Source organism: Flavimarina sp. Hel_I_48, from assembly GCF_000733945.1.
GTDB lineage: Bacteria > Bacteroidota > Bacteroidia > Flavobacteriales > Flavobacteriaceae > Leeuwenhoekiella.
The window spans coordinates 1,148,748-1,171,128 of record NZ_JPOL01000002.1 but is presented as its reverse complement, the minus strand read 5'-3'; the positions used below and the strand labels follow the sequence as shown (position 1 = coordinate 1,171,128).

Sequence of the window (22,381 nt, the reverse complement as noted above, 5' to 3'; positions counted from 1 at the left end):
AAGTCATTTGAAAGCTAAATAGGGGATTATGAATCTTCGTATTAATATATTTTTTAATCAAATTAAATCTTTATGGAATGATGAAAAAATTACATTTCTTAGGTCTATTACTCTTGATGGGAATTCTACAGGCTTATTCACAAGAACCCTCAAATGGCATTGAAGATGTTTGGGATTTCGGTGCAACGCAGCTTGACAATTCGCAATACAATAATCAATTAACGGAAGATGTTATTAATTCCTGGTACGACGAGACTATCACCCCGGGTAGCGCAGATAATGTATTGCCCGATTTTACGGTAGGTGATTTGAGTTGGACTGGCGGTGGAAATGACCGCTTACGTACTTCAAATGCAAACCTCACACGATGGGATGAAAATATTTCTGATTACCCAGAATTCAAGGGTAAGGTTTATGTGAATTCAGGAGGTGCTATAGATCGTTATTTTAGCCTGAATCTTCAGGAAGATGACGTGTTAACTATATGGGCTCTTTCTCAGGATGCTGACGGTAACCTTCATTTTGAATATGTAGCCGATCCAACATTACAGGATGATACGATTGCTTTAGGAGAAGAGCCTGCTGAATTGAATTTTACCGCAAAAGAAAGTGGTATTTATCATGTTTATGACGATACCGGGAAACCAAGTTATTTTAGAATTGCACGTAAAAGTACGACTTACGCTTCGCTATCAGGAAATGTAGAGGTTTCAGATGCGTCGGAATTATCTGATAATTATTCTATAGTATTTACCAATGAAGCCGGCAAAATATGGAGTTCAGGCGTCAATAATGATACGTATCAGGTCGATTTACCTGCGGGATTTCAGTATACTATTTCCCTGCAAGGGGCTGATGGCTATGTAATATCTAACGGTGCTACATTAAACGTGGATGAGGACACTTCATCTTATGACATAACAATTGATAAAGTAGGAGGCGGTGGAAGTAATGGTCTTGCTGATGTTTGGGACTTTGGAGCAGCACAATTGGATGCATCTCAATTTAATAATAAACTAACCGAAGAAATTATCAATTCCTTTTATGAAGAATCTATTGCCCCGGGAAGCGCAGGAAATTTGCTGCCCAATTTTTCGGTAGGTGATTTGAGTTGGACAGGTGGTGGAAATGACCGTTTACGGACTTCAAATACAAATCTGACCCGTTACGATGAAAACATTTCAGAATATGAAAATTTTAAAGGTAAGATTTATGTGAATGCTGGAGGAGCTACAGATAGATATATGAGCCTTGAATTAAATGAGGACGATGAGGTAACTGTTTTGGGGCTTACACAGAATGGTGGCGGTAATATTCATTTTGAAAATGTAGCCGATACGGAAGTGCAGAACGATGTTGTAGCCTTAGGAGGAGAACTTAGCGAATTAAATTTTGTTGCTAAAGCTGCGGGTACCTATCACATCTATGACGATACTGATAAACCTAGCTATTTTAGAATTGTACGTAAAAATGCTATTTATGCTTCGCTAAATGGAACTGCAGACCTAACCGAAACAGTAGGGATACCCGATGATTTTTCCATTGTATTTGAGAATGAAGCTGGAAAAACATGGAGCTCCGTAGTAAGAGATGGCTCTTATCAGCTAGACTTGCCAACAGGATATCAATACAGCATTTCGCTGGAAGGAGCAAATGGATATATCATTTCAAATGGAACTACTCTCGAGGTTACAGCAAGTACGACGAGTTATGATATCATTATTAAAAAAGTGGAGATTTTTGCCATAGGTGGCTCAGTTACCGGTCTTGGAGAAAATATTGGGAATTTAACCTTAACATTTACTCCAGATCCTGATGCTAATAGTATTTATGTGCCAAATCCGGTATTGGATACTGACGCGGCTACGTATTCGGTTCAATTGGAGCCAAATATAGAATATACTATCGAAGCAGAAGGTGTGAATGATTTCTATATTCCGGAAAATTCGCTGGAAATAACTGCTGATACCGCAAACGATATAGTTTTTGAACCTAAACCGGTTCAGGATATCACGATTATAGCGGATGGATTATCCGATGCTCAAAAAGATGATTTAACGCTTTCGTTTTCTAATATTAATGAGCCTGGATATTCCTATACGTTTACAGGTGTCGATGCTATTGCATTGAGAGATGGAATTTATGAATTAAGCGCAAGCGGTCTTGATCAATACCCCTTAGAACTTGCTTTTACTTCAAACTTGAAAGTCGAAGGGGAGGCGGTCTCTAAAACGTTAGATTTTGAGAATGTTACAAACTGGGCCTTTGATGATGCAGATATCACCGCCGATACAGAATTTTATAAAGGGTTAGTATTTAATGGAAACATAAAGAACGAAAAGGCCAAAGGCCATCTGGTTGGAGATAATGGGGCGACTATTGCCGTACCGCTAGAGCCTGGACAAAAAATAGTAGTAACCTATTACTATGCTGCAGATTTCAGTATTGACGGTGGAGATGCTATAACTACTAATAGTGCTAGTACTTCACAACTGGAATATTACACGTATAAATATCCGGGTACAGAAGCTGGAATTGCGGTAATTACGGTAAATGCAACTACTTATATTACCAATATTGAAATTATTGATGTCGTTTTGTATTCAGCGGAAATAACAGTGGGTGAGGATAAAGATCATCAAACGATTAATGATGCACTTTACGCGATTTCAAGTATGGACAGGCCAAATGATGAGCGTGTTACGGTTCTGATTGATCCCGGAAATTATGAGGAAATGGTTGTGATCAATGAAAATAATATTACTCTGAAAAACGCAGCTCCCATACCAAGTATAGAATTGACAAATCAAGGAGTGGATATAGCGTCTAATGCGGTTCGTATTACTTCGTACTACGGGTATGGTTACAATTATTTTAGTCAGGGCACCGATAATAAATGGCATGAAGACGTGCTTGAAGTCAATAAGGCCAATGGAACCCAACCTTATACCAATGTATCCGGTACTACGAATGCATCTTATTGGAATGCTACCCTGGTGGTTTCTGCAAACGGTTTTGTTGCTGAAGACCTGATTATCGAGAACTCTTACAACCAGTATATATCCAAGAAGGAATCTGAAGATACCGTGGTGCTGGGGAGTGGTAACAAGGGTGAGCGTCCTACAGATTATGGTAACACGAGTGTGCAGGACCGTAGCTTTGTAGAACGTGCCGCAGCTATTGGAATTGCCAATGGATCAGATAAAGTCCTTCTGGATAAATGCCGAATAGTGGGCAGGCAGGATTCTTTTTATGGAGGTTCGGACGCCCGGCTTGTAGCGTATAAAGGAGCCATGATGGGTGCGGTAGATTATATTTTCGGGGGAATGACAGCCGTCTTTTATAAAACGGATCTTGTATTAAATACCAGTGATGTAAGTGGTGATGCCGCTTACATAACCGCTGCACAGCAAAGCGAAGGTAGAGGATTCCTAATGTATGAATGCAATATAACCTCAACGGAGCCCGGTATAAACACAGCTTCAACTCAGGGTGCAAAACCAGGCTTTTTTGGTAGGCCGTGGCAGGCGAACACCAGTGAAGTTGTATTCTACAATACTTCTATAAATACTTCAACTTACCCAGGATTTGAAGAGAAATCTTTGATCGATCCGGAAGGATGGAAAAATACTCTGGGAGGAGAATCAGAGAAAATGTATGAATATGGAACTACAGAGGCTTCCGGTGAAAATCATATGGATGATCGTGTAGAATGGTCAACGGTTCTGGATGAGCCTATATTAAATGATGAAACTGAAATTACAACATTCAATTTCACCAAGGGGAATGATGGATGGGATCCGCTTCCAAATCTTATTGCTACTGATGATAGCGATAATGATGGAATTCTCGATGTAGATGATAATTGCGATTATACATCAAATCCCGATCAGGCAGATATGGATGGAGATGGTATTGGAGATGTGTGTGACGACAGTGATGGTGATGGACTGGTGGATAGCGAGGATAGATGTCCCAATTCGCCGGAGGGGGCAATCGTGGATGTTTACGGTTGTGAGGTTTTTAATACGGCAGCAGATAATTATAACATAACGGTTCACGATGTGAGTTGTAATGGAAACGGTGACGGTTTCATAAGCATCAGTGCAGAAGACACTAATTATTCGTACAATGTATTAGTGTCTGGTACAGGTAACGGATCTGCAACTTTATCACCATCTAATGCTTTTTCGGCAAATATCGAAAATCTTGCTGCAGGTATTTACGATATATGTGTTACCGTAGATGAAAAGGATGGGTATGAGCAGTGTTTTAAAGTAACCATAGAAGGACCAACTCCTCTGGAAACGTATTCCTCTGTAAATTATACTGACAATACGATAACATTTACACTTTCCGGAGCTAGCCACTATAGCATAGATCACAATGGAAAGGTTACTACTACAAAACAGTCACATTTAGTATTAGATCTGGAAACGGGCAATAACAGGTTTAGTATCTCTACAGATTCAGATTGTCAGGGTACAGTTTATAAAGACGTTTTAATGTCAGAAGACGTGGTCTTATTCCCCAACCCTACCAATGGGGATGTCAAGGTATATATCAGTGGAGATGACACCAAGATAGATATGGCGCTTATGGATATCAAGGGAAGAAAATATATATCAAAGAAGATAGATATTCCCTTAGATAGGGTCATTAATCTTGACCTTACTAATTATAGTAATGGAGCGTATTTGCTTCAATTGAAATCAGCCTCGGTAAGTAAATCACTAAAAGTTATTAAATCATGAAAAGTTTTTTAAATATACTTTGTTCCAAATTGTTCCTGATTTTTCTTATGGGAGTTGTAACGCTGTCATGCTCCAACAATGACGACGATGCTGAAGGTGTTGACGCTATTCCAGATATGGCTAGTTTAGTTCTTCCACAGAACAATACAGAATGCGAAGTGGGAGATGTCGTTGCAAATATGGCCTCTGTAGCTTTTGAATGGAATGAAGCGACCGATGCAGAAAGGTACGATCTTGTGATCACAAATTTAGCGTCTCAAGAGTTAACCCAAAGACCAAACCTTACTACTACCTCTATCGCCGTTAGGCTCGAAAGGGGGAATCCATATACCTGGAAGGTTATCTCAAAAAATGCTGTGGAAGATACTACAGCTTCTGAATCGTTCAGATTTTATGTGGCGGGTGAGCCTGGGGCTAACAATGTTCCTTTTCCCGCTACGCTAGTATCACCTGCCTCAGGAGCTACGGTATCGCCCGTTGATGGTAAAGTTACACTTGAATGGGAAGGAGCATTAACTGATACAGATGAAGACCCATTGACATTTACATTGTTTGCAGATACTGTAGATGGCAACGAGGAACCCCCGCAAGAATGGAAAGGCCTCACAGAGACTTCTATAGAAATTGAGGTTGATCCTAACGCCATATACTTTTGGCATGTGGAAACCAGCGATGGAAAAAACACAGCCATAAGTAATACCTATTCTTTCAAGACTGGAGATGACACCTCTTCTATTGTAGGTAAGGTGGTAAGTACTTCTCAGGAGGTTTTAGATGCAATTGCAGCGGCCCTTCCAGGTGAGAATATCTATATACGTGGCGGAGATTATACTTTTGATTCCACAATAGAAATCAATACTAGTGGCAGTGCAAGCAATATGATCTCATTATTAGCATATCCTGATGATGATACCAGGCCAAGATTTGATTTTTCTTCAATGACAGAAAATTCATCTAATAGGGGGGTAGAATTAGAAGCTAGTTACTGGCATGTAAAAGGGATTGATATCTATAAAGCAGGAGATAACGGTATGCAGGTAAAAGGGAACAACAATATTATTGAGTTCTGTACTTTTTCTGAATGCTCAGATACCGGTCTTCAAATAGATAATGGTGCTGCGAACAATACCGTCCTGAATTGCGATTCTTATTTCAATGCCGATTCATCACTTGAAAATGCTGATGGTTTTGCAGTGAAGCTAAATGTAGGTACAGGTAATAAATTTGTTGGTTGTAGAGCATGGCAAAACCTGGATGATGGCTGGGATGGGTATTTAAGAGGAGCTGATAATATTACGACCACGTACGAAAATTGTTGGGCCATAAAAAACGGTTATTTAGAAGATGGCTCTATTAGTGGTGGCGATGGCAACGGCTTTAAAACTGGAGGAAGTGATAATAAGGATTTAAAGCATAATGCGGTTTACACAAGTTGTATGGCAGTAGGTAATGCATCTGATGGTTTTGACCATAATAGTAACAGGGGCGAGGTGACAATTTATAACGCATCTGCTTATGATAATGGTAGAAATTATGCTTTTAGCAATACCAATCCTCTTGAAAATTTAATTATCAAAAACAGTAACGTGCTAGGTGATGTAGGAAGTATCAACGAAACTACGCTTGATATTACAAACAACAGCTGGATGGATGGTATTGAAACCACTGTCGATGATTTTGAAAGTATAGATTATGCTGAGTTGACAGGATCTAGAAAAGCAGATGGAAGCCTCCCGGATGTCAGTTTTTTCCATCTAACGTCAGATAGTGATTTGATAGACAAAGGAGTGGATGTGGGCTTACCGTACAATGGTTCTGCGCCAGACTTGGGAGCCTTTGAATATTAGTATTCAAATTAAGATCTGTAAAAATGGTTCGGGGAAGTAATCCTTCAGTGAATGATGTTAAATTGCTTAGGATGAATATAAAGGCTTTATGGTAGTTTAATAAATAAATTAAAAACACAGGGAAGTTCGGTGATTAGGCATCGCTTTCCTTTTTTACCTAAACACTGTTATGAAAATATCCAGAATAAAATATCTTTTTTTTTTAACCATTCTATTATCAGGTTATGGAATCCAGGCTCAACAACTGGCTTTTCCAACTGCTGAAGGTTTTGGAAGATATACTACTGGAGGTCGTGGCGGGCAGGTTTGTATAGTTACAAATTTGAATGATAGTGGAGATGGGAGTTTACGCGATTGCGTTTTAAAGCATGGGCCCAGAACTATTGTTTTCGCAGTGTCGGGCACAATTGAGCTAAAATCTAATCTTGATATTAATCGTGGCAATTTAACTATTGCTGGTCAATCAGCACCGGGCGACGGGATCTGCATTAAAAATTATCCGATGAAGGTGAAAGCTGATAACGTCATCATTCGATATATGCGCTTCCGCATGGGCGATGTAGACAGAGTGGAAGATGACGCCTTTGGTGGGAGGGATCAGCAAAATATTATTTTGGACCACTGCTCTATCAGTTGGGCAACCGATGAAAACGCATCTTTTTACTGGAATAAGAATTATACGATGCAATGGTGCATCATTTCCGAAGCCTTAAATAATTCTATCCACCACAAAGGGGCACATGGTTATGGTGGGATTTGGGGAGGCGAAAATGCATCTTTTCACCATAATCTTATTGCCAGCAATAAAAGTAGAAATCCACGATTTAGTGGCTCACAAACTACCAAAAATCCTCAAGGGGAATATGTGGATTTCAGAAATAATGTAATCTATAATTGGGGGAATAACAGTATCTATGGCGGGGAAAAAGGAACTTATAATCTGGTGAATAACTATTTTAAACCGGGTCCTGCTACTTCACATTCAAAAAGTGATAGAATTGTTGAGCCTTATAAACCTTATGGTAATTTCTTTATTTCAGGAAATTATATGAAGGGTTCAGAAAAAGTTACCAAAAATAACTGGGATGGTGGCGTACAGTGTGATCAACCTTTGGAAGCCAAAATGGATACCGCTTTTACTATTGAAGGGAATGTTAATACTCAAGATGCAAAAACTGCTTATAAACTGGTATTGGCAAATGCCGGTGCCAGTAGAAAAAGGGATAGTGTAGATAGGCGGATAGTAGAAAGTGTAAAAACGGGCGAGCCTAAATTTGGTGATGGAATTATTGATTCACAAAATGACGTAGGCGGATGGCCAAAATTAAATTCGGAACCGGCACCTAAAGATTCAGATCAGGACGGGATGTCTGATAGCTGGGAAAAAAAGAAAAAACTGGATGTGAATTCAGATGATTCTGCCAAAAATTCTCTGGATAGGAATTATACAAATCTGGAAGTTTATATGAATAGCTTGGTAGAAAATGATCTCAGTGGCCTATGTAAATGAATAATTTGAGATTATGTAGTGGCCGCCTATGCTTCGGCGTATTTTTAAATCGTTCAGCGGGCGATAAATGCTTTTCTAGACTAATACTTTTTGTAAATCCAGTATACGCTACATCTACAGGATATAATAAGATACCCGGCAGTCATATTTATCTTACATTGTTTATACTTACACCAATGTTCGCTAAGAAATCTAATTAAATATTAGCTGTTTTGGTTAATTTTTCGGGTTTTAAGAGAAAATATTAGGGCATTTTATAAAAGGTTTATAAATTGGTGCAATCGATTACAATTAAATATTTTTAACTATGAAGTATACTGCAAACCTGATAATTTTATCCTCCTGTGCAATGCTGCTGTTGTTTGTGAACTGCAAAAGCAAAAATCAGCAAAGTTCGGGTGATACGGCCTTATCAAAAAATGACTCCATTTGGAACCAGGCCGATAAAATTATCGATGCGATCACGGTCCCGCAATTTCTGGATAAAACGTTTAATATAGTTGATTATGGTGCCGTAGCAGACGGTACTACCAATAATTCCGAGGCTATTAAGGAGGCGATCTCAGCCTGCAATGAGGCGGGTGGTGGTAAGGTGATCGTTCCCGAGGGGAAGTTCCTCACCGGTCCCATCCATTTAAAAAGTAATGTGAATTTATATACTGAGGAAGGAGCGGAAATTTTATTCAGTAAGAATAAGAAAGATTATTTACCCGTGGTACATACCTCTTATGAGGGTGTGGAACTGATGAATTACTCCCCATTGATTTATGCTTATGATCAGAAGAATATAGCGGTGACCGGAAAAGGTGTTTTTAACGGTCAGGCCAATAACGAAAATTGGTGGCCGTGGTCTGGTGCAGAACGTTACGGATATCAGGAAGGTAAGCCTCAACAAAGGGATGCACATAATTTACCGCGTCTCAGAAAAATGAATGAAGAAGGAACCTCTGTTGAACAGCGCAATTTTGGAGCAGGGCATCAACTCAGACCTAGCTTTTTTGAACCCTTTGAATGCGAAAACGTTCTCGTTCAGGGTGTAACTTTTACCAATGCTCCCTTTTGGATCATGCACCCCATTAAATGTAAAAGTGTTACTGTAGATGGAGTGACCGCTAGGAGCCAGGGGCCCAATAATGATGGTTGCGATCCAGAGTATTCTAGAAATGTTTTGATTAAAGATTGCTTATTTGACACCGGTGACGACTGTATTGCTATTAAATCAGGTAGGAATAACGACGGCAGAAGGGTTGCGATCCCCAGCGAGAATATCGTTGTTCAAAATTGTGAAATGAAGGACGGTCATGGCGGTGTTGTCATGGGGAGTGAAATCTCAGCTGGTGTTCGCAATGTTTTTGTACGAAATTGCAAAATGGATAGCCCTAATTTGGAACGTGCCATTCGTATAAAAACCAATACGTTACGTGGTGGTTTTGTTGAAGGTGTTTATGTAAAAGATATACAAATAGGGCAGGTGAAAGAAGCGGTTTTAAAAATAAATACACATTATGGAATTTATGAAAATCAAGAAGGGGAATTTATCCCTGAAATCAGAAATATTTATCTCGAAAATATAACCGTGGAAAATGGAGGGGAATACGGCCTCTTAATTCAGGGTAGGGCAGAAGCCCCTGTTGAAAACATAAACCTGACTAATGTCATCATAAAAAGTACAAAAACACCCGTTTTAATTGAACACGCCAATAAAATTAATTATAAAAACACCACTATTAATGGTGTGTCTTACGAGTAATTTAAACCTTATCTATCAATAGCGTTGATTCTAAAATGAATTAACCCGAGTGTATAAACTTTATCCGTTTTTCCCATAGGGTTAATATGCTTATTTTATAAAAATAAAAAGCAATGAAAAAAATTAACTTCATACTATTCCTGGCAGTTTTAACGGCAATAAGCTGCAGGCAGGAACAAAAAAAGGAATCAAAAACACCTCAAAAGCAGGCAAAAACTACCGAAAAACCTGATAAAAATTCTAAAACGTACGCAGAATTGGCAATCAGGAAAGGCGATGACTGGAAACCCGAGAAATTTGGGGGAGGGGAATTTATGAATGTGGATTCCCTGCAATTGCCGGAAGGACATAAGGATCACGCCTATTATATCCGCTATGAGGGCCCAGGTTGGGAAAATGCGCAGGTAGGCTATCGGATGTATCTTGATTGGCGCAATGCCATTGATATTTATGGTAAGAAAGTAGATACTCTGGTTTTACCTTACGTAGGGCAGGATGATTACGAGGCTTACCATCACGAGTCACCCTGGGGGCAGGATATTCTCAAAGCTGGTAAAAGTTTGGGGATTGGTGGTTTTGGCCGGTTTATGAATGATACCGTAGCACATTTTAGAAATGTAAAAAAAACAGTCGCATATGTAGAGAATGATGCGAATGTGTCTAAGGTAAAAATTAATTATGATGGATGGAAAACCGGAGATAAATCAATAGATCTTGATGCTCAATTGGAGATTTTTCCCTCGGGGAGATTTACTAAAGCAACATTGATCCCATCCGCAGCCTTAGAAGGTCTTTGTACGGGCATCGTAAAATTTGATGACGTTCCCGCAATCCAGAAGAAGAGTAAGGATGGTTCCTGGGGTTATATTGCAACTTATGGAACCCAGACCTTAGTTAATGATACTGATAAACTGGGCATGGTGATTTTTTATAAAACCGCTCAAGTTGGTAATATCCTAAAAGGCAATGATGACCATCTAGTTGTTTTTAAACCTTCCAACGAAACGATTACCTATTATTTTTCTGGCGCTTGGGAACAAGAACATGATGGTATTAAAACAGAAGAAGATTTTATTGCAAGCATTGATGAAAATCTAGCTACGCTTGCAACAAACGGAAAATTGGAATAATATGAACTATAAAAACGGAAAGTTTTTGATAAAGTTTGGTGCAGTTTTTATGGTTTTTTTGACCATAAATGCATGTAAAAATGCTGAAAATTCGAATAATAAGGCTGAAAGTGTAGAGGAAAAACAAGAAGTGGCCATTTCTGAAAATTTGAAATGGTCTGAGCGTATGATGCTTTCAGAAATCAAGCGTTTCCCCGAAGCTTCAAAACTGGATTTTACAGACGCCCCACGTTGGAGTTATACTAATGGACTGGTACTTACTGCCGCAAAACGCGTTTATGAGCAGACTAATAAGCAGGAGTATTATGATTACATCTATGCGTATGCAGATACTATGATCACAAGTGAGGGCGACATAAGGACGTATGATTTAAAGAAGCAAAACCTTGATATGATAAAATCTGGTGATGTTTTGTTGTACCTATACCCAAAAACCAAGGAGGAACGTTTTCTAACAGCGCTAAAAGCGTTAAGAAGTCAGCTGGAGTCTCAACCACGCACAGCTGATGGGGGTTTCTGGCACAAAGAACGCTACACACAGCAAATGTGGCTTGATGGACTTTATATGGCTGAACCTTTTTATGCACACTATACCAAAATGTTTGATGAGGAAGATACGGCAAGAAAAGCTTACGATGATATTGTGCATCAATTTGATTTAATTCAGGAGCATACCTTAGATGCTAAAACAGGTTTGCTCTATCACGGCTGGGATTCAAGTAAAGAACAAAAATGGGCAGATAAGGAAACTGGGACTTCCCCTAATTTCTGGTCACGGGCCATGGGTTGGTATGGTATGGCAATCGTAGACGTGCTTGACTATTTGCCTAAAGAGCATTCTGGGCGTGATAAGTTGATTGAATACTTAAATCAATATGCAGAAGCGGTAACAAAGGTTCAGGATGAGGAAACGGGTCTGTGGTATCAAGTCCTTGATCAGGGAGACCGCGATGGTAATTATCTTGAAGCTACCGGGTCGTCTATGTTTGCCTATGCTTTTGCAAAAGGTGCCAATAAAGGATATTTAGATAAGAAATACAAAGATGTAGCTCAGAAAGCTTACGATGGACTTATTGACAATCTTATCAAAGTTGAAGACGATGGCACTGTAAATCTCACACAGTGTTGTGCAGTTGCTGGTCTGGGAGGTGATCCTTATCGTGATGCCAGCTATGAATATTATATAAATGAAGAGATTCGCTCTAACGATCCCAAGGGAACCGGACCATTTATTATGGCAAGTCTTGAATTGAACAGATAATAAAATTTATGAAGGGTAGACTGTGTTTATTTTTAATGGTCATAAATTTCGCTTTTGCCCAGAATCAGGAAAATTATGTGTCTGAAGTTTGGGTAGCCGATCAAGGGGATGGCACCTATACCAATCCTATTTTACACGCAGATTATTCAGATCCAGATGTAACTAGATCAGGAGACGATTATTATATGACGGCCTCTAGCTTTAACGCAGCACCAGGTTTACCTATTCTGCATTCTAAAGATATGTTGAATTGGAAGCTCATTAATTATGCCCTCCCCAAACAAATTCCGTTAGAACATTTTAATACCCCGCAACACGGTAATGGCGTTTGGGCACCAGCAATTAGATATCACAATAACGAATTTTATATTTATTGGGGAGATCCAGATTTTGGGATTTATATGGTAAAAACCGATAATCCTGCCGGCGAATGGTCAGAACCAGTACTGGTCATGGAAGCCAAAGGCGCTATCGATCCCTGTCCGCTTTGGGACGACGATGGTAAAGCGTATTTAGTTCACGCCTGGGCAGGAAGTCGTGCCGGTGTGAAAAGTTTATTGACCGTTCACAAAATCTCGCCCGACGGAACTAAAGTTTTGGATGAAGGAAGACATGTTTTTGATGGTCACGAAGATCATGACACGGTAGAAGGTTCTAAGTTTTATAAGAGAAACGGCTATTATTATATTTTTGCTCCCGCTGGCGGGGTTTCAAACGGTTGGCAATTGATACTTCGATCAAAAAATATTTACGGTCCTTATGAAGAAAAAATTGCTTTAGAACAAGGAAAAACTGAAATTAATGGGCCACATCAGGGCGCGTGGGTAGAAACTCCAAACGGAGAAGATTGGTTTTACCATTTTCAGGATAAAGATGCTTACGGAAGAATTGTGCATTTACAACCAATGCGTTGGGAAAATGACTGGCCGGTAATGGGTCAAGATCAAGATGGCAACGGAATTGGGGAGCCAGTTCTTCAGCATAAAAAACCTAATGTAGGAAAATCTTTTGCGAAAGTCACTCCCAAGGAAACTGATGAATTTACCAGCGATAGTCTAGGGATTCAATGGCAATGGAATGCCAATCCAAACGTGTTATGGCACGCAAAACTACCAGGTAATGATTACTTAAGATTATTCTGTATAGCGCAGCCTAACGGTGCTAAAAATTTATGGGATGTCCCCAACTTATTACTTCAAAAATTCCCCGCACCAGAATTTACGGCAAGTTCTAAAATTACGTTGATTCTGGAAGATGCAGAGATGCAACGTAAAGCAGGTTTTGTGGTAATGGGTAGAGACTACTTTACATTAACAATCACAGAAAGAGATGGAGCATTTTATTTGCAACAAACCGAAGCAATAAATGCCGATAAGGGTTCCAAAGAAAAAGTCTTGGAAGAGAAAAAGTTAACATCCAATACAGTATATGTAAAACTTAAAGTTTCTGGTCCAGATGCCAGGTGTCAGTTTTTATATAGCGAAAACGGAAAAAAATATAAAAAAATAGGAGATCCTTTTCAAGCGCGGGTAGGAAAATGGATTGGAGCTAAAGTAGGTCTTTTCAGTACTAGTCCGGCAAGTGCCAAAAGAGGAGGGTATGCTGATGTTGACTATTTTAGAATCACGAAATAAAATAAAATGAATCAGTTTAAAAAAATTATAATTGTTGTTTCTGCAGTTTTTTTAGTTCAAAGTTGTGCAGAAAAAAAGGAGGAATCTTCTAAAGAATCAACAGAGGAAACTTCTCAACAAACCGCTCAAACTATATTTTTAATTGGAGACTCTACCATGGCAAATTATGCCGATGATTACGAACCTGGGAAAGATTATATGGCAACACGGTATCCAGTGACCGGCTGGGGACAAGTTTTTCAGCAGTTTTTTGTAGAAGATAGTTTAGCTGAAGTAAAGAAAATCATTCAGACCGATTCTATTATTGTAGATGATCGTGCTCGTGGAGGAAGAAGTACGCGTACCTTTTTTCAAGAAGGAAGATGGCGTGGAGTTTTTGAAGATTTAAAAGAAAACGATATAGTAATTATGCAATTTGGTCATAATGATGCTGCCAAAGACAAAACCGAACGCTATGTAGATATTGAAGGTTATAAAGAATTTTTAAGACTTTTTGTAAATCAGTCTCGAGAAAAGGGAGCTATGCCCATTATCTTAACCCCGGTAGCTAGAAATTACCCATGGGAAGATGGACATCTACAAAATGTACATGGAGAATATGATCAGGCGCCAAAAGATATTGCTGAAGAAATGAAGGTAGAATTGATAGATCTAAATCAGCTTTCTATGGATTATTTTTCAAAAAAAGGCAAAGATTTTATAACTAAAAATTACTTTATGAATCTACCTGCGGGTAAATATGAAGCCTATCCTGACGGTCAGGATGATAACACTCATTTTCAGCCAGAAGGTGCAGAAGCAGTTGCACAATTGGTCTTTAACGAATTAAAGAAAATTAGAGTAAAATAATGTATAAAAAAAGCATTAAAAACATCATTGTTATACTTGCAATTTTGATGATAGGGATTAGCTCGTTTGCTCAGGAAAAAGTGGAAGTGCGCCCCTATACCATCGCGACAACAGTAGAGAAACTTAAAAAAGACTATCCGTTTATCAAACCTATCAATCCTTTGACCTCTGATAGTTTTTTAGCGGTAGAAGATATTGCATATAAAGAAACGGAAACTTCAGTATTAAAGTTAGATGTGTATTATCCTTCGGTCAAAACAGAGAAAAAGCGTCCGGCAGTCTTACTCGTTCATGGAGGTGGATGGATCTCCGGCAGTAAGGAAAATCAGCGCATCATGGCACAACATTTGGCCGATTATGGGTTTGTAGCGGTAGCAGCTTCTTATAGATTAAGTCTGGAAACAAAATATCCGGCAGCGGTAATCGACTTAAAAGATGCTTTACGCTGGATGCGAAAAAATGCCGAAACCTATAAATTGAATCCAAACAAGATTGCCATTTTAGGGACTTCCGCAGGCGCACAATTAGCAACTTTGATTGGGGTAACTGCAGATTCAAAATTATATAATGAAAAAAATAAAACGATTACATCAGCAGTACAGGCGATTGTAAATATAGATGGGATCGTGTCATTTATTCATCCGGAAGCCAGTGCGGAAGGTGAGATGGCTGGTTTCTGGCTAGACGGAAATCGAGATATAAATCCTAAAAACTGGAAAGAAGCTTCACCTTTAGAATATGTAAACAATGAAACTCCGCCCACTTTGTTTATTAATAGTGCGCAGCCCAGATTTCATGCCGGGCGGGACGATATGGTTAAGATTTTAAATGAAAATGGAATCTATTCCGAAGTGCACACGCTTGAAGATTCACCACATTCCTTCTGGTTGTTGCATCCCTGGTTTGAAACAACCCTTGAGTATACGGTATCTTTTTTAGATAAGGTTTTTAAGAATTCAGAAAAATAGTAAAATGAAAAATATACTCCTCTTACTGTCAATAATCCTCCTTTCCTTTTCGGTAAATGCTCAGAAGCCTTATTTGAAATTGATCGTTTCCCAGGACGGGAATGGCGATTTCGCGAGCATTCAGGAAGCGATCAATTCTACACGGGATTTAGGACCGGGAGAAGTCGAAATTTTCATCAAAAACGGTATTTATAAGGAGAAAATCGAGATTCCGTCCTGGAAGCACCAGCTTACGTTGATAGGTGAGGACAATGAGAAAACCATTATTCAAAACAGCGATTATTCTGGAATGATCGACCCGGTCACAAAAAAAGAACTCAGTACGTTCACTTCTTTTACGCTATTGATCCAGGGAGATGATATTCATTTAGAAAACCTGACCATACAAAACACCTGGTGCGATAAAGGCCAGGCGGTGGCCCTTCATGTGGAAGGCGACCGATTTATTGCCGAAAACTGCCGATTATTGGGCTGTCAGGACACTTTATATACTGCCACGGAGGGAAGTAGGCAGTACTATAAAAGCTGTTATATAGAAGGCACGACGGATTTCATTTTTGGCGAAGCCACGGTTGTTTTTGAGGATTGCACCATAAAAAGCTTGGCCAATTCGTATGTTACCGCTGCTGCAACTCCAGAAAATCAGGAATTTGGATATGTGTTTTTTAATGCTGAATTGATAGCCGCAGACAATGTTGATCATGTTTATCTGGGAAGACCATGGCGACCTTACGCACAAACCGTATTCATAAACAGTACGCTGGGCAACCATATTGTTGCTGATGGATGGGATCCATGGACAGGCGATAAAATGTTTCCCGAAAAAGAAAAGACTACGTATTATGCTGAATACAACAGCAAAGGAGCCGGCGCATCGCCAAAAAAACGGGTTAAGTGGTCTCATCAACTCACTGAAACGGAAATTGAAAAATATACCGTAAACAGTATATTTTCTGCGGAAAGTGATCCCTGGAATCCAAAATGATAACTATGAAATCCATAATTTTAGGAAGTCTTTTATTTTTTAGTATTATGCTGATGGGACAAGAAAAACCAACTTTGTACCTGATTGGCGATTCTACAATGTCTGATAAAAAAAATCCCGAAATAAACCCGGAACATGGCTGGGGGCAGATGTTGCCTGAGTTGATGAGTGATGAAATTTATATTGAAAATCACGCGGTAAATGGTAGGAGCAGTAAGAGTTTTATTGCCGAAAACCGGTGGAAAACGATTAAAAACAAGCTGAAAAAGGGTGATTTTTTGATTATTCAGTTTGGTCATAATGATCAGAAATTTGAGGATTCCACTCGGTTTACAAATCCGTTAACGGAATATAGATACAACTTAGAAAAATTTGTAAAAGAGGCGCGTGATCACGGGGCAACACCTATTTTGATGAGTTCCATTGTACGAAGGAATTTTAATTCGGCCGGTGTTCTTGAAGACACGCATGGCATCTATCCACTAACTGTTAGAATGGTCGCCAACGATCTGGATGTACCCTTTATTGATATGCAATGGCTTACAGAACAGCTCGAAGTGCAATATGGTCCCATTGCATCAGAAAAACTTCACTTACACTATAAACCGGGTGAAGATTCTTACTATCCTGAGGGTAAAGAAGACAACACACATTTGTCAGCCATGGGGGCAAGATTAGTAGCGAGTTTAGCATTGCAGCAAATTGCAAGGGATAAGTTGCCGCTGGCTTCCTTTATCAAGGATAAAGTGCTTCAGGAGAACATTTTAAAATAGATCGTATATGCGAGCATTATTACTCGAAAAACTGTTTTTTAAGCCCATTTTGATACTGATTTTCGTCAATTTTACGATGTTTGGGCAAAAAAATAGACCTAGCTGGAGAGAAGCGCAACATCAAAATAAAGAATGGTATGGTTCGCAAGAGGCAAAATCCATTGCTGATAACGTAGTACTTTATCAGCACAATAATGGTGGATGGCTTAAAAACATCAAGATGGCAAAGCAGCTTTCAGATGCTGAAGTAAAGAATTTAACTGAAGAAAAAAAGCTAGATGCCGGTACAACAATTGATAATGGCGCCACACATACCCAGATGATGTTCCTTGCTAAGGTAAATGCTATTCAGGCAGATCCAGTATATCAAAATGCATTTTTTAAAGGTCTCGATTATCTTCTTGCCGCCCAATATCCTAACGGGGGATGGCCACAGTTTTATCCTAAAAAAGAAGGGTATTACGAGCATATAACCTATAATGACAACGCCATGATAAGCGTGATGTTTTTGTTAAAAGCAATTGCAGAAGGTGACCTTCCCTACGGTTTTGTAACAAAAGAGCGCAGGGAAAAAGCGCAACTTGCCATTGAAAAGGGACTCGAGATCCTTTTAAAAACCCAAATAAGAATTGACGGTAAACTTACCGTGTGGTGCGCGCAATATGACAGGGAATATTTAAGTCCGGCGAAAGCCAGAGCCTACGAGCTCCCTTCTTTAAGCGGTTCAGAAAGTGTGGGGATCGTTAGGTATTTAATGCAGTTGCCCCACCCCAATGCAGAAGTAAAGATGGCGATACAAAGCGCAGTGCTATGGTTTCAGGAAAATAAGATCACCGGGAAAAAAGTAATGTGGATTGAGGATACTTCATTACCAGAAGGCAGGGATCGCATTGTGGTTGACGATACCACCGGGAATGCTTTATGGGCAAGATTTAATGAAATAGGTACAAACAGGCCTATGTTTGTAGGTCGTGATGGCATCGTTAAAAACGAATTAAGTGAGATCGAACATGAGCGCAGGGTGGGATATAGTTATTTATCCAATTATGCTGAAAAGCTTTTGGAAAAGGATTATCCCAATTGGAAAAGAAAACACCTGACGACCAACTAATACCAATTTCCGGATAATTTTAAATCAGAATAATTCAATAAAATACGAATGATAGATAACAAAGCATTTTTTAAAGATTCGGAGAGTGAATGGGAATACGCCGCAGAGGGAATTACCCGAAAATTCATAGGGTATAATGATCAGTTGATGGCGGTTAAGGTAAAATTTGAAAAAGGTGCCATTGGCACTGTGCATAATCACGTACATACACAAGGATCTTATGTGGCTTCGGGCAGATTTAAGATCACCATAGATGGAAAAAATGAAATTTTAGAAGCAGGGGATGGATTTTTTGTATCTCCAGATTTGAGCCACGGTGCTGAATGTCTGGAAGCTGGTGTTTTGATTGATGTTTTTAATCCGAAAAGAAAAGACTTTTTGAATGAAAATTAAATGTTGTTTTTTCATTTGCTGTTTTCTTCCCTTTATCTGCCTGGCACAGCTTTCTACTGAAGAGCAGAGCACATACATAGCTAAAATTATAGAGCGGATTCAAGTACCCGAAACGCCGGAGTATAGTATTTCCGTAATTGATTTTGGCGCAAGACCGAATACGGGTAGGGAAAGTAAACGTGCTTTTGACAAAGCAATCCAAGACTTAAAGAAAAAAGGTGGTGGTACATTGAATGTCCCGAAAGGGGAATATATTGTAAATGGCCCTTTGCATCTGATCAGTAACATGAACCTACATTTAGAGGAGGGTTGCATGCTCACTTTTGGTACTAATCCAGATGATTACCCACTCGTGCTCACGTCCTGGGAAGGAACGATGCTCTATAATTACAGTCCGTTAATTTATGGCAAGGATTTACAGAACGTTGCAATTACAGGCAGTGGAACACTAAATGGCTCTGGGGACCAATTTTGGGAAGGTTGGAAAGAAAAGGAAGGACCCGCAAAGCAAAAAAGCAGGGAAATGAATCATGGTAGTATTCCTGTGGAAGACCGAAAATTTGGTGAAAATAATTTTCTACGGCCTCAATTAATTCAATTAGTAAATTCTTCAACTATTTTAATTGAAGGTATCCACATAAAAAATGCCCCTTTTTGGTGCTTGCACTTATTAAAATGTAAAGGTGCCACATTGCGCGGACTGTCGTATGATTCACATAACAGCAATAACGATGGTATAGATCTGGAGTATACCAGCGATGTACTTATTGAGAATGTGACTTTTGACAATAGTGATGATAATATAGCCATAAAAGCAGGACGGGATCATGAGGGATGGTTAAATAAAAAACACCTTCAGAGAATATAATTGTACGCAACTGCTTTATGAAAGGTCTTCATGCCTTTGTTATAGGTAGTGAGATGAGTGCCGGTGTACGCAATGTATTTGTTCAAAACAACAAGGCGCATGGTTATCTTAAACGCGGTATATACTTCAAGACTAATCCAGATCGTGGGGGGTATATAAAGGATATTTATATAAGCAATTTGGCGTTGGGCAAAGTCGAGGATGCCTTTTACATTACTTCAAATTATCATGGCGAAGGTTCAGGGTTCAACTCTAATGTTTCCAATATTTTAATAGATAAGGTAACATGCAAAGAAGCGACCGGAACCGGAATCGTTATACAGGGATTTTCTGAAAGTAAGGTAAAAAATGTACTATTGAAAAATATTAATATAGCTAAAGCTTACAATGGGCTGTCAATAACCAATACAGAAAATGTTATTTTTGATAATGTAGTTATTGGTAAGGAGGCTGGCATACCTACAGCAGTGGGTAAAAAAGCGCATTAATGGATATGATTTGTAAGTTGCCGGTATGCAAAATTTACTTTTACGGAATAAATCCAGGATTGCTTTACCATTCAAAACCAACAGGTTATCTATTAGTTAGCAATTGTTATATTATAAAATTTTAATATGAAAAAGACTTTGGTGCTGGGTGCATCTACAAATGTATCACGCTATTCTAACATTGCGATCAAAAGATTGGTAGAACACAAGCAACCGGTTTGTGCCATTGGTCTGCGTTCTGGTGAAGTATCAGGAATTGAAATTCAGATAGGAAAACCGGCTTTTGAAGAGGTGCATACCGTTACGATGTATATAAATGCGAAACGTCAACCAGAATACTACGATTACCTACTGAGCTTAAAACCTTCCCGTATCATCTTTAATCCAGGAACTGAAAATCCTGAATTCTACACTATTTTAGAGAAAAACGGAATTATCGCAGATCCGGCCTGTACTTTAGTCTTACTTGCGTCTAAGCAATACTAGTCCCAGATAAGTAAGTGCCCCATTGAGGATAAGTATAAAAAAACCGAACTCAAAATTTAGAAAGGTTTCGCATAGACTACTTATCATAAAGGCCAGCACCGGTGATGCAATAGCTACCACCGGAATAAATTTGTCCTTTACCTGCCATTTACTGAAAAGACCAAAAGCGTAAAGACCCAATAAAGGTCCATAGGTATAACCCGCAAATACAAAGAGACGGGCGATCACACTCTCGTTTGCAATGACATATTTGAAAATAATTATAATAAGTACGAGAACAAGGGATACGAGCATATGAATAATCTTGCGCATGCGTACCTGCTTTTTTTCGTCGTATTTTTTCTCTATTTCAAGTATATCAATACTAAAGGAAGTTGTCAATGCGGTCAGCGCACTGTCTGCACTGGAGTACGCTGCTGCTATAAGGCCCAGTATAAAGCAGGTTCCTATGGCAATCCCTAAGTTTGCCTTTGTGGCGATAAATGGGAAAAGATCATCTTTGCTCGCAGAAATCCCGTGTTTTTCTGCATAAACGGTAAGTAGGAGGCCAAGTGCCAGGAAGACAAAGTTCACTACACTGAGTACGATAGTAAACCAGAATACGTTTTTTTGCGCATCACCCAGCGTACGGCAGGTTAGGTTTTTCTGCATCATATCCTGATCCAGACCCGTCATTACAATAGCTATAAATGCCCCTGAAAGAAACTGTTTGAAAAAGAAGTCGCTGCTCTTCCAGTCTTCAAAGAAAAACATTTTAGAAAGGTCGCTTTCGGCCAGAAAATTAAAGAAGTTACCGGCGTTCAATCCCAGATCACTGGAGATATAATATATCGCAACGCCTACGGCAACAAGCATAAAGAGCGTCTGTAGCGTATCAGTCCATACAATGGTTTTGATCCCCGCCCTAAATGTGTACAACCAGATCAAAAGAATAGTAAGCGTTACCGTAACCCAAAAGGGTATTCCCATACTGTCAAAAACAAGCAATTGGAGCACATTTGCCACCAGATAAAGCCTAAAACTGGAACCTATGGCCCTGCTGAGCAGAAAAAAGGAAGCTCCGGTTTTATAGGCGTAGGTTCCAAAACGGCCCTCGAGATACGTATAAATTGAGGTGAGGTTGAGCCTGTAATAAAGTGGAAGGAGCACCAGCCCTATTACTGCGTAACCTACCGTATAGCCCAGTATCACTTGAAAATAACTAAATTTTGAGGCTTCTACCCATCCCGGTACTGAGATAAAGGTTACACCAGACAAGGAAGCACCTATCATCCCAAAGGCCACAAGGTACCATGGCGATTCTTTCCCGGCCTTAAAGAAATCTGCATTGCTTCCTTTTCCTCCAGTAAGGAACGAAATGAGTACGAGAACGCCAAAATAGGCAGCTATTAGAGATAGGATCAGGGACGCTTGCATAGTTCAGTTTAAAAATAATGCACGAAGATATGTAAAAGATATTGCTTGAATCATAGTAATTCACGAGTAAAAAATAGTACTGAATAGCCAAAAAACATCTGTTTTGGCATATTTAGCTGCATCTATAGTATTTTTAGCACATTCCATTTATCTTTACC

The 22,381-nt window shown here is 39.3% G+C and carries 17 protein-coding genes; 16 read left to right on the top strand and 1 reads right to left on the bottom strand.

All coding sequences use genetic code 11. The features are described from left to right. Positions 1-77: 77 nt before the first annotated feature. From P162_RS05280 to P162_RS05210, 16 genes are all read left to right on the top strand, one after another. The gene (locus P162_RS05280; RefSeq protein WP_081868382.1) at positions 78-4,754 is read left to right on the top strand and encodes a pectinesterase family protein; all 4,677 of its coding nucleotides are present in this window, start codon (positions 78-80) and stop codon (positions 4,752-4,754) included. Then, positions 4,751-6,601, top strand: a complete 1,851-nt coding sequence (locus tag P162_RS05275; RefSeq protein ID WP_051907785.1) for a right-handed parallel beta-helix repeat-containing protein — start codon at positions 4,751-4,753, stop codon at positions 6,599-6,601. Before P162_RS05280 ends, P162_RS05275 begins: the two co-directional genes overlap by 4 nt. A gap of 169 nt (positions 6,602-6,770) precedes the next feature. Beyond that, positions 6,771-8,111 carry a polysaccharide lyase family 1 protein gene (locus P162_RS05270; protein ID WP_031426191.1) on the top strand — a complete coding sequence of 447 codons (1,341 nt, stop codon included), beginning with the start codon at positions 6,771-6,773 and terminating at the stop codon, positions 8,109-8,111. A gap of 307 nt (positions 8,112-8,418) precedes the next feature. Then, entirely contained in the window at positions 8,419-9,861 is a 1,443-nt protein-coding gene (locus P162_RS05265; RefSeq protein WP_031426190.1) for a glycoside hydrolase family 28 protein, read from the top strand. Between the two features lie 113 nt (positions 9,862-9,974). Next, positions 9,975-10,991, top strand: a complete 1,017-nt coding sequence (locus P162_RS05260; protein WP_031426189.1) for a DUF4861 family protein — start codon at positions 9,975-9,977, stop codon at positions 10,989-10,991. A 1-nt stretch (position 10,992) separates the two neighbouring features. After that, positions 10,993-12,252, top strand: a complete 1,260-nt coding sequence (locus P162_RS05255; protein ID WP_031426188.1) for a glycoside hydrolase family 105 protein — start codon at positions 10,993-10,995, stop codon at positions 12,250-12,252. Between the two features lie 8 nt (positions 12,253-12,260). Beyond that, positions 12,261-13,886 carry a glycoside hydrolase 43 family protein gene (locus P162_RS05250; protein WP_031426187.1) on the top strand — a complete coding sequence of 542 codons (1,626 nt, stop codon included), beginning with the start codon at positions 12,261-12,263 and terminating at the stop codon, positions 13,884-13,886. Positions 13,887-13,892: 6 nt separating this feature from the next. Beyond that, the gene (locus P162_RS05245) at positions 13,893-14,735 is read left to right on the top strand and encodes a rhamnogalacturonan acetylesterase (RefSeq protein ID WP_035916869.1); all 843 of its coding nucleotides are present in this window, start codon (positions 13,893-13,895) and stop codon (positions 14,733-14,735) included. After that, positions 14,735-15,703 carry an alpha/beta hydrolase gene (locus tag P162_RS05240; protein ID WP_241077732.1) on the top strand — a complete coding sequence of 323 codons (969 nt, stop codon included), beginning with the start codon at positions 14,735-14,737 and terminating at the stop codon, positions 15,701-15,703. The genes P162_RS05245 and P162_RS05240 overlap by 1 nt, the downstream gene beginning before the upstream one ends. Before the next feature lie 4 nt (positions 15,704-15,707). Further along, entirely contained in the window at positions 15,708-16,688 is a 981-nt protein-coding gene (locus P162_RS05235; RefSeq protein WP_031426184.1) for a pectinesterase family protein, read from the top strand. 5 nt (positions 16,689-16,693) lie between these two features. After that, positions 16,694-17,461 carry a rhamnogalacturonan acetylesterase gene (locus P162_RS05230; protein ID WP_031426183.1) on the top strand — a complete coding sequence of 256 codons (768 nt, stop codon included), beginning with the start codon at positions 16,694-16,696 and terminating at the stop codon, positions 17,459-17,461. A gap of 7 nt (positions 17,462-17,468) precedes the next feature. Continuing rightward, positions 17,469-18,572: a pectate lyase gene (gene pelA, locus P162_RS05225; protein WP_035916867.1), complete on the top strand. Its 1,104-nt coding sequence runs from the start codon at positions 17,469-17,471 to the stop codon at positions 18,570-18,572. A 48-nt stretch (positions 18,573-18,620) separates the two neighbouring features. Further along, positions 18,621-18,965, top strand: a complete 345-nt coding sequence (locus P162_RS05220) for a cupin domain-containing protein (RefSeq protein WP_031426181.1) — start codon at positions 18,621-18,623, stop codon at positions 18,963-18,965. Next, a complete protein-coding gene (locus P162_RS17935) occupies positions 18,955-19,833 on the top strand; it encodes a glycoside hydrolase family 28 protein (RefSeq protein ID WP_262493909.1) in 879 nt (292 codons plus the stop codon). The genes P162_RS05220 and P162_RS17935 overlap by 11 nt, the downstream gene beginning before the upstream one ends. Before the next feature lie 17 nt (positions 19,834-19,850). Then, positions 19,851-20,321: a glycosyl hydrolase family 28 protein gene (locus P162_RS17930; protein ID WP_262493908.1), complete on the top strand. Its 471-nt coding sequence runs from the start codon at positions 19,851-19,853 to the stop codon at positions 20,319-20,321. A gap of 126 nt (positions 20,322-20,447) precedes the next feature. Continuing rightward, positions 20,448-20,807 carry a CoA-binding protein gene (locus P162_RS05210; RefSeq protein ID WP_031426180.1) on the top strand — a complete coding sequence of 120 codons (360 nt, stop codon included), beginning with the start codon at positions 20,448-20,450 and terminating at the stop codon, positions 20,805-20,807. On the opposite strand, the gene P162_RS05205 is transcribed toward P162_RS05210, so the two are convergent. Continuing rightward, positions 20,784-22,223: a sodium:solute symporter gene (locus tag P162_RS05205; protein ID WP_031426179.1), complete on the bottom strand. Its 1,440-nt coding sequence runs from the start codon at positions 22,221-22,223 to the stop codon at positions 20,784-20,786. The two genes, P162_RS05210 and P162_RS05205, sit on opposite strands and share 24 nt — an antisense overlap. Between the last annotated feature and the right edge of the window lie 158 nt (positions 22,224-22,381).

Coding starts and splice junctions, on each gene's coding strand:
- P162_RS05260 (WP_031426189.1), top strand. CDS start 9,975: ATGAAAAAAATTAACTTCATACTATTCCTGGCAGTTTTAACGGCAATA.
- P162_RS05270 (WP_031426191.1), top strand. CDS start 6,771: ATGAAAATATCCAGAATAAAATATCTTTTTTTTTTAACCATTCTATTA.
- P162_RS17930 (WP_262493908.1), top strand. CDS start 19,851: ATGAAAGGTCTTCATGCCTTTGTTATAGGTAGTGAGATGAGTGCCGGT.
- P162_RS05230 (WP_031426183.1), top strand. CDS start 16,694: ATGAAATCCATAATTTTAGGAAGTCTTTTATTTTTTAGTATTATGCTG.
- P162_RS05240 (WP_241077732.1), top strand. CDS start 14,735: ATGTATAAAAAAAGCATTAAAAACATCATTGTTATACTTGCAATTTTG.
- P162_RS05210 (WP_031426180.1), top strand. CDS start 20,448: ATGAAAAAGACTTTGGTGCTGGGTGCATCTACAAATGTATCACGCTAT.
- pelA (WP_035916867.1), top strand. CDS start 17,469: ATGCGAGCATTATTACTCGAAAAACTGTTTTTTAAGCCCATTTTGATA.
- P162_RS05205 (WP_031426179.1), bottom strand. CDS start 22,223: ATGCAAGCGTCCCTGATCCTATCTCTAATAGCTGCCTATTTTGGCGTT.
- P162_RS05255 (WP_031426188.1), top strand. CDS start 10,993: ATGAACTATAAAAACGGAAAGTTTTTGATAAAGTTTGGTGCAGTTTTT.
- P162_RS05250 (WP_031426187.1), top strand. CDS start 12,261: ATGAAGGGTAGACTGTGTTTATTTTTAATGGTCATAAATTTCGCTTTT.
- P162_RS17935 (WP_262493909.1), top strand. CDS start 18,955: ATGAAAATTAAATGTTGTTTTTTCATTTGCTGTTTTCTTCCCTTTATC.
- P162_RS05235 (WP_031426184.1), top strand. CDS start 15,708: ATGAAAAATATACTCCTCTTACTGTCAATAATCCTCCTTTCCTTTTCG.
- P162_RS05265 (WP_031426190.1), top strand. CDS start 8,419: ATGAAGTATACTGCAAACCTGATAATTTTATCCTCCTGTGCAATGCTG.
- P162_RS05280 (WP_081868382.1), top strand. CDS start 78: ATGATGAAAAAATTACATTTCTTAGGTCTATTACTCTTGATGGGAATT.
- P162_RS05275 (WP_051907785.1), top strand. CDS start 4,751: ATGAAAAGTTTTTTAAATATACTTTGTTCCAAATTGTTCCTGATTTTT.
- P162_RS05245 (WP_035916869.1), top strand. CDS start 13,893: ATGAATCAGTTTAAAAAAATTATAATTGTTGTTTCTGCAGTTTTTTTA.
- P162_RS05220 (WP_031426181.1), top strand. CDS start 18,621: ATGATAGATAACAAAGCATTTTTTAAAGATTCGGAGAGTGAATGGGAA.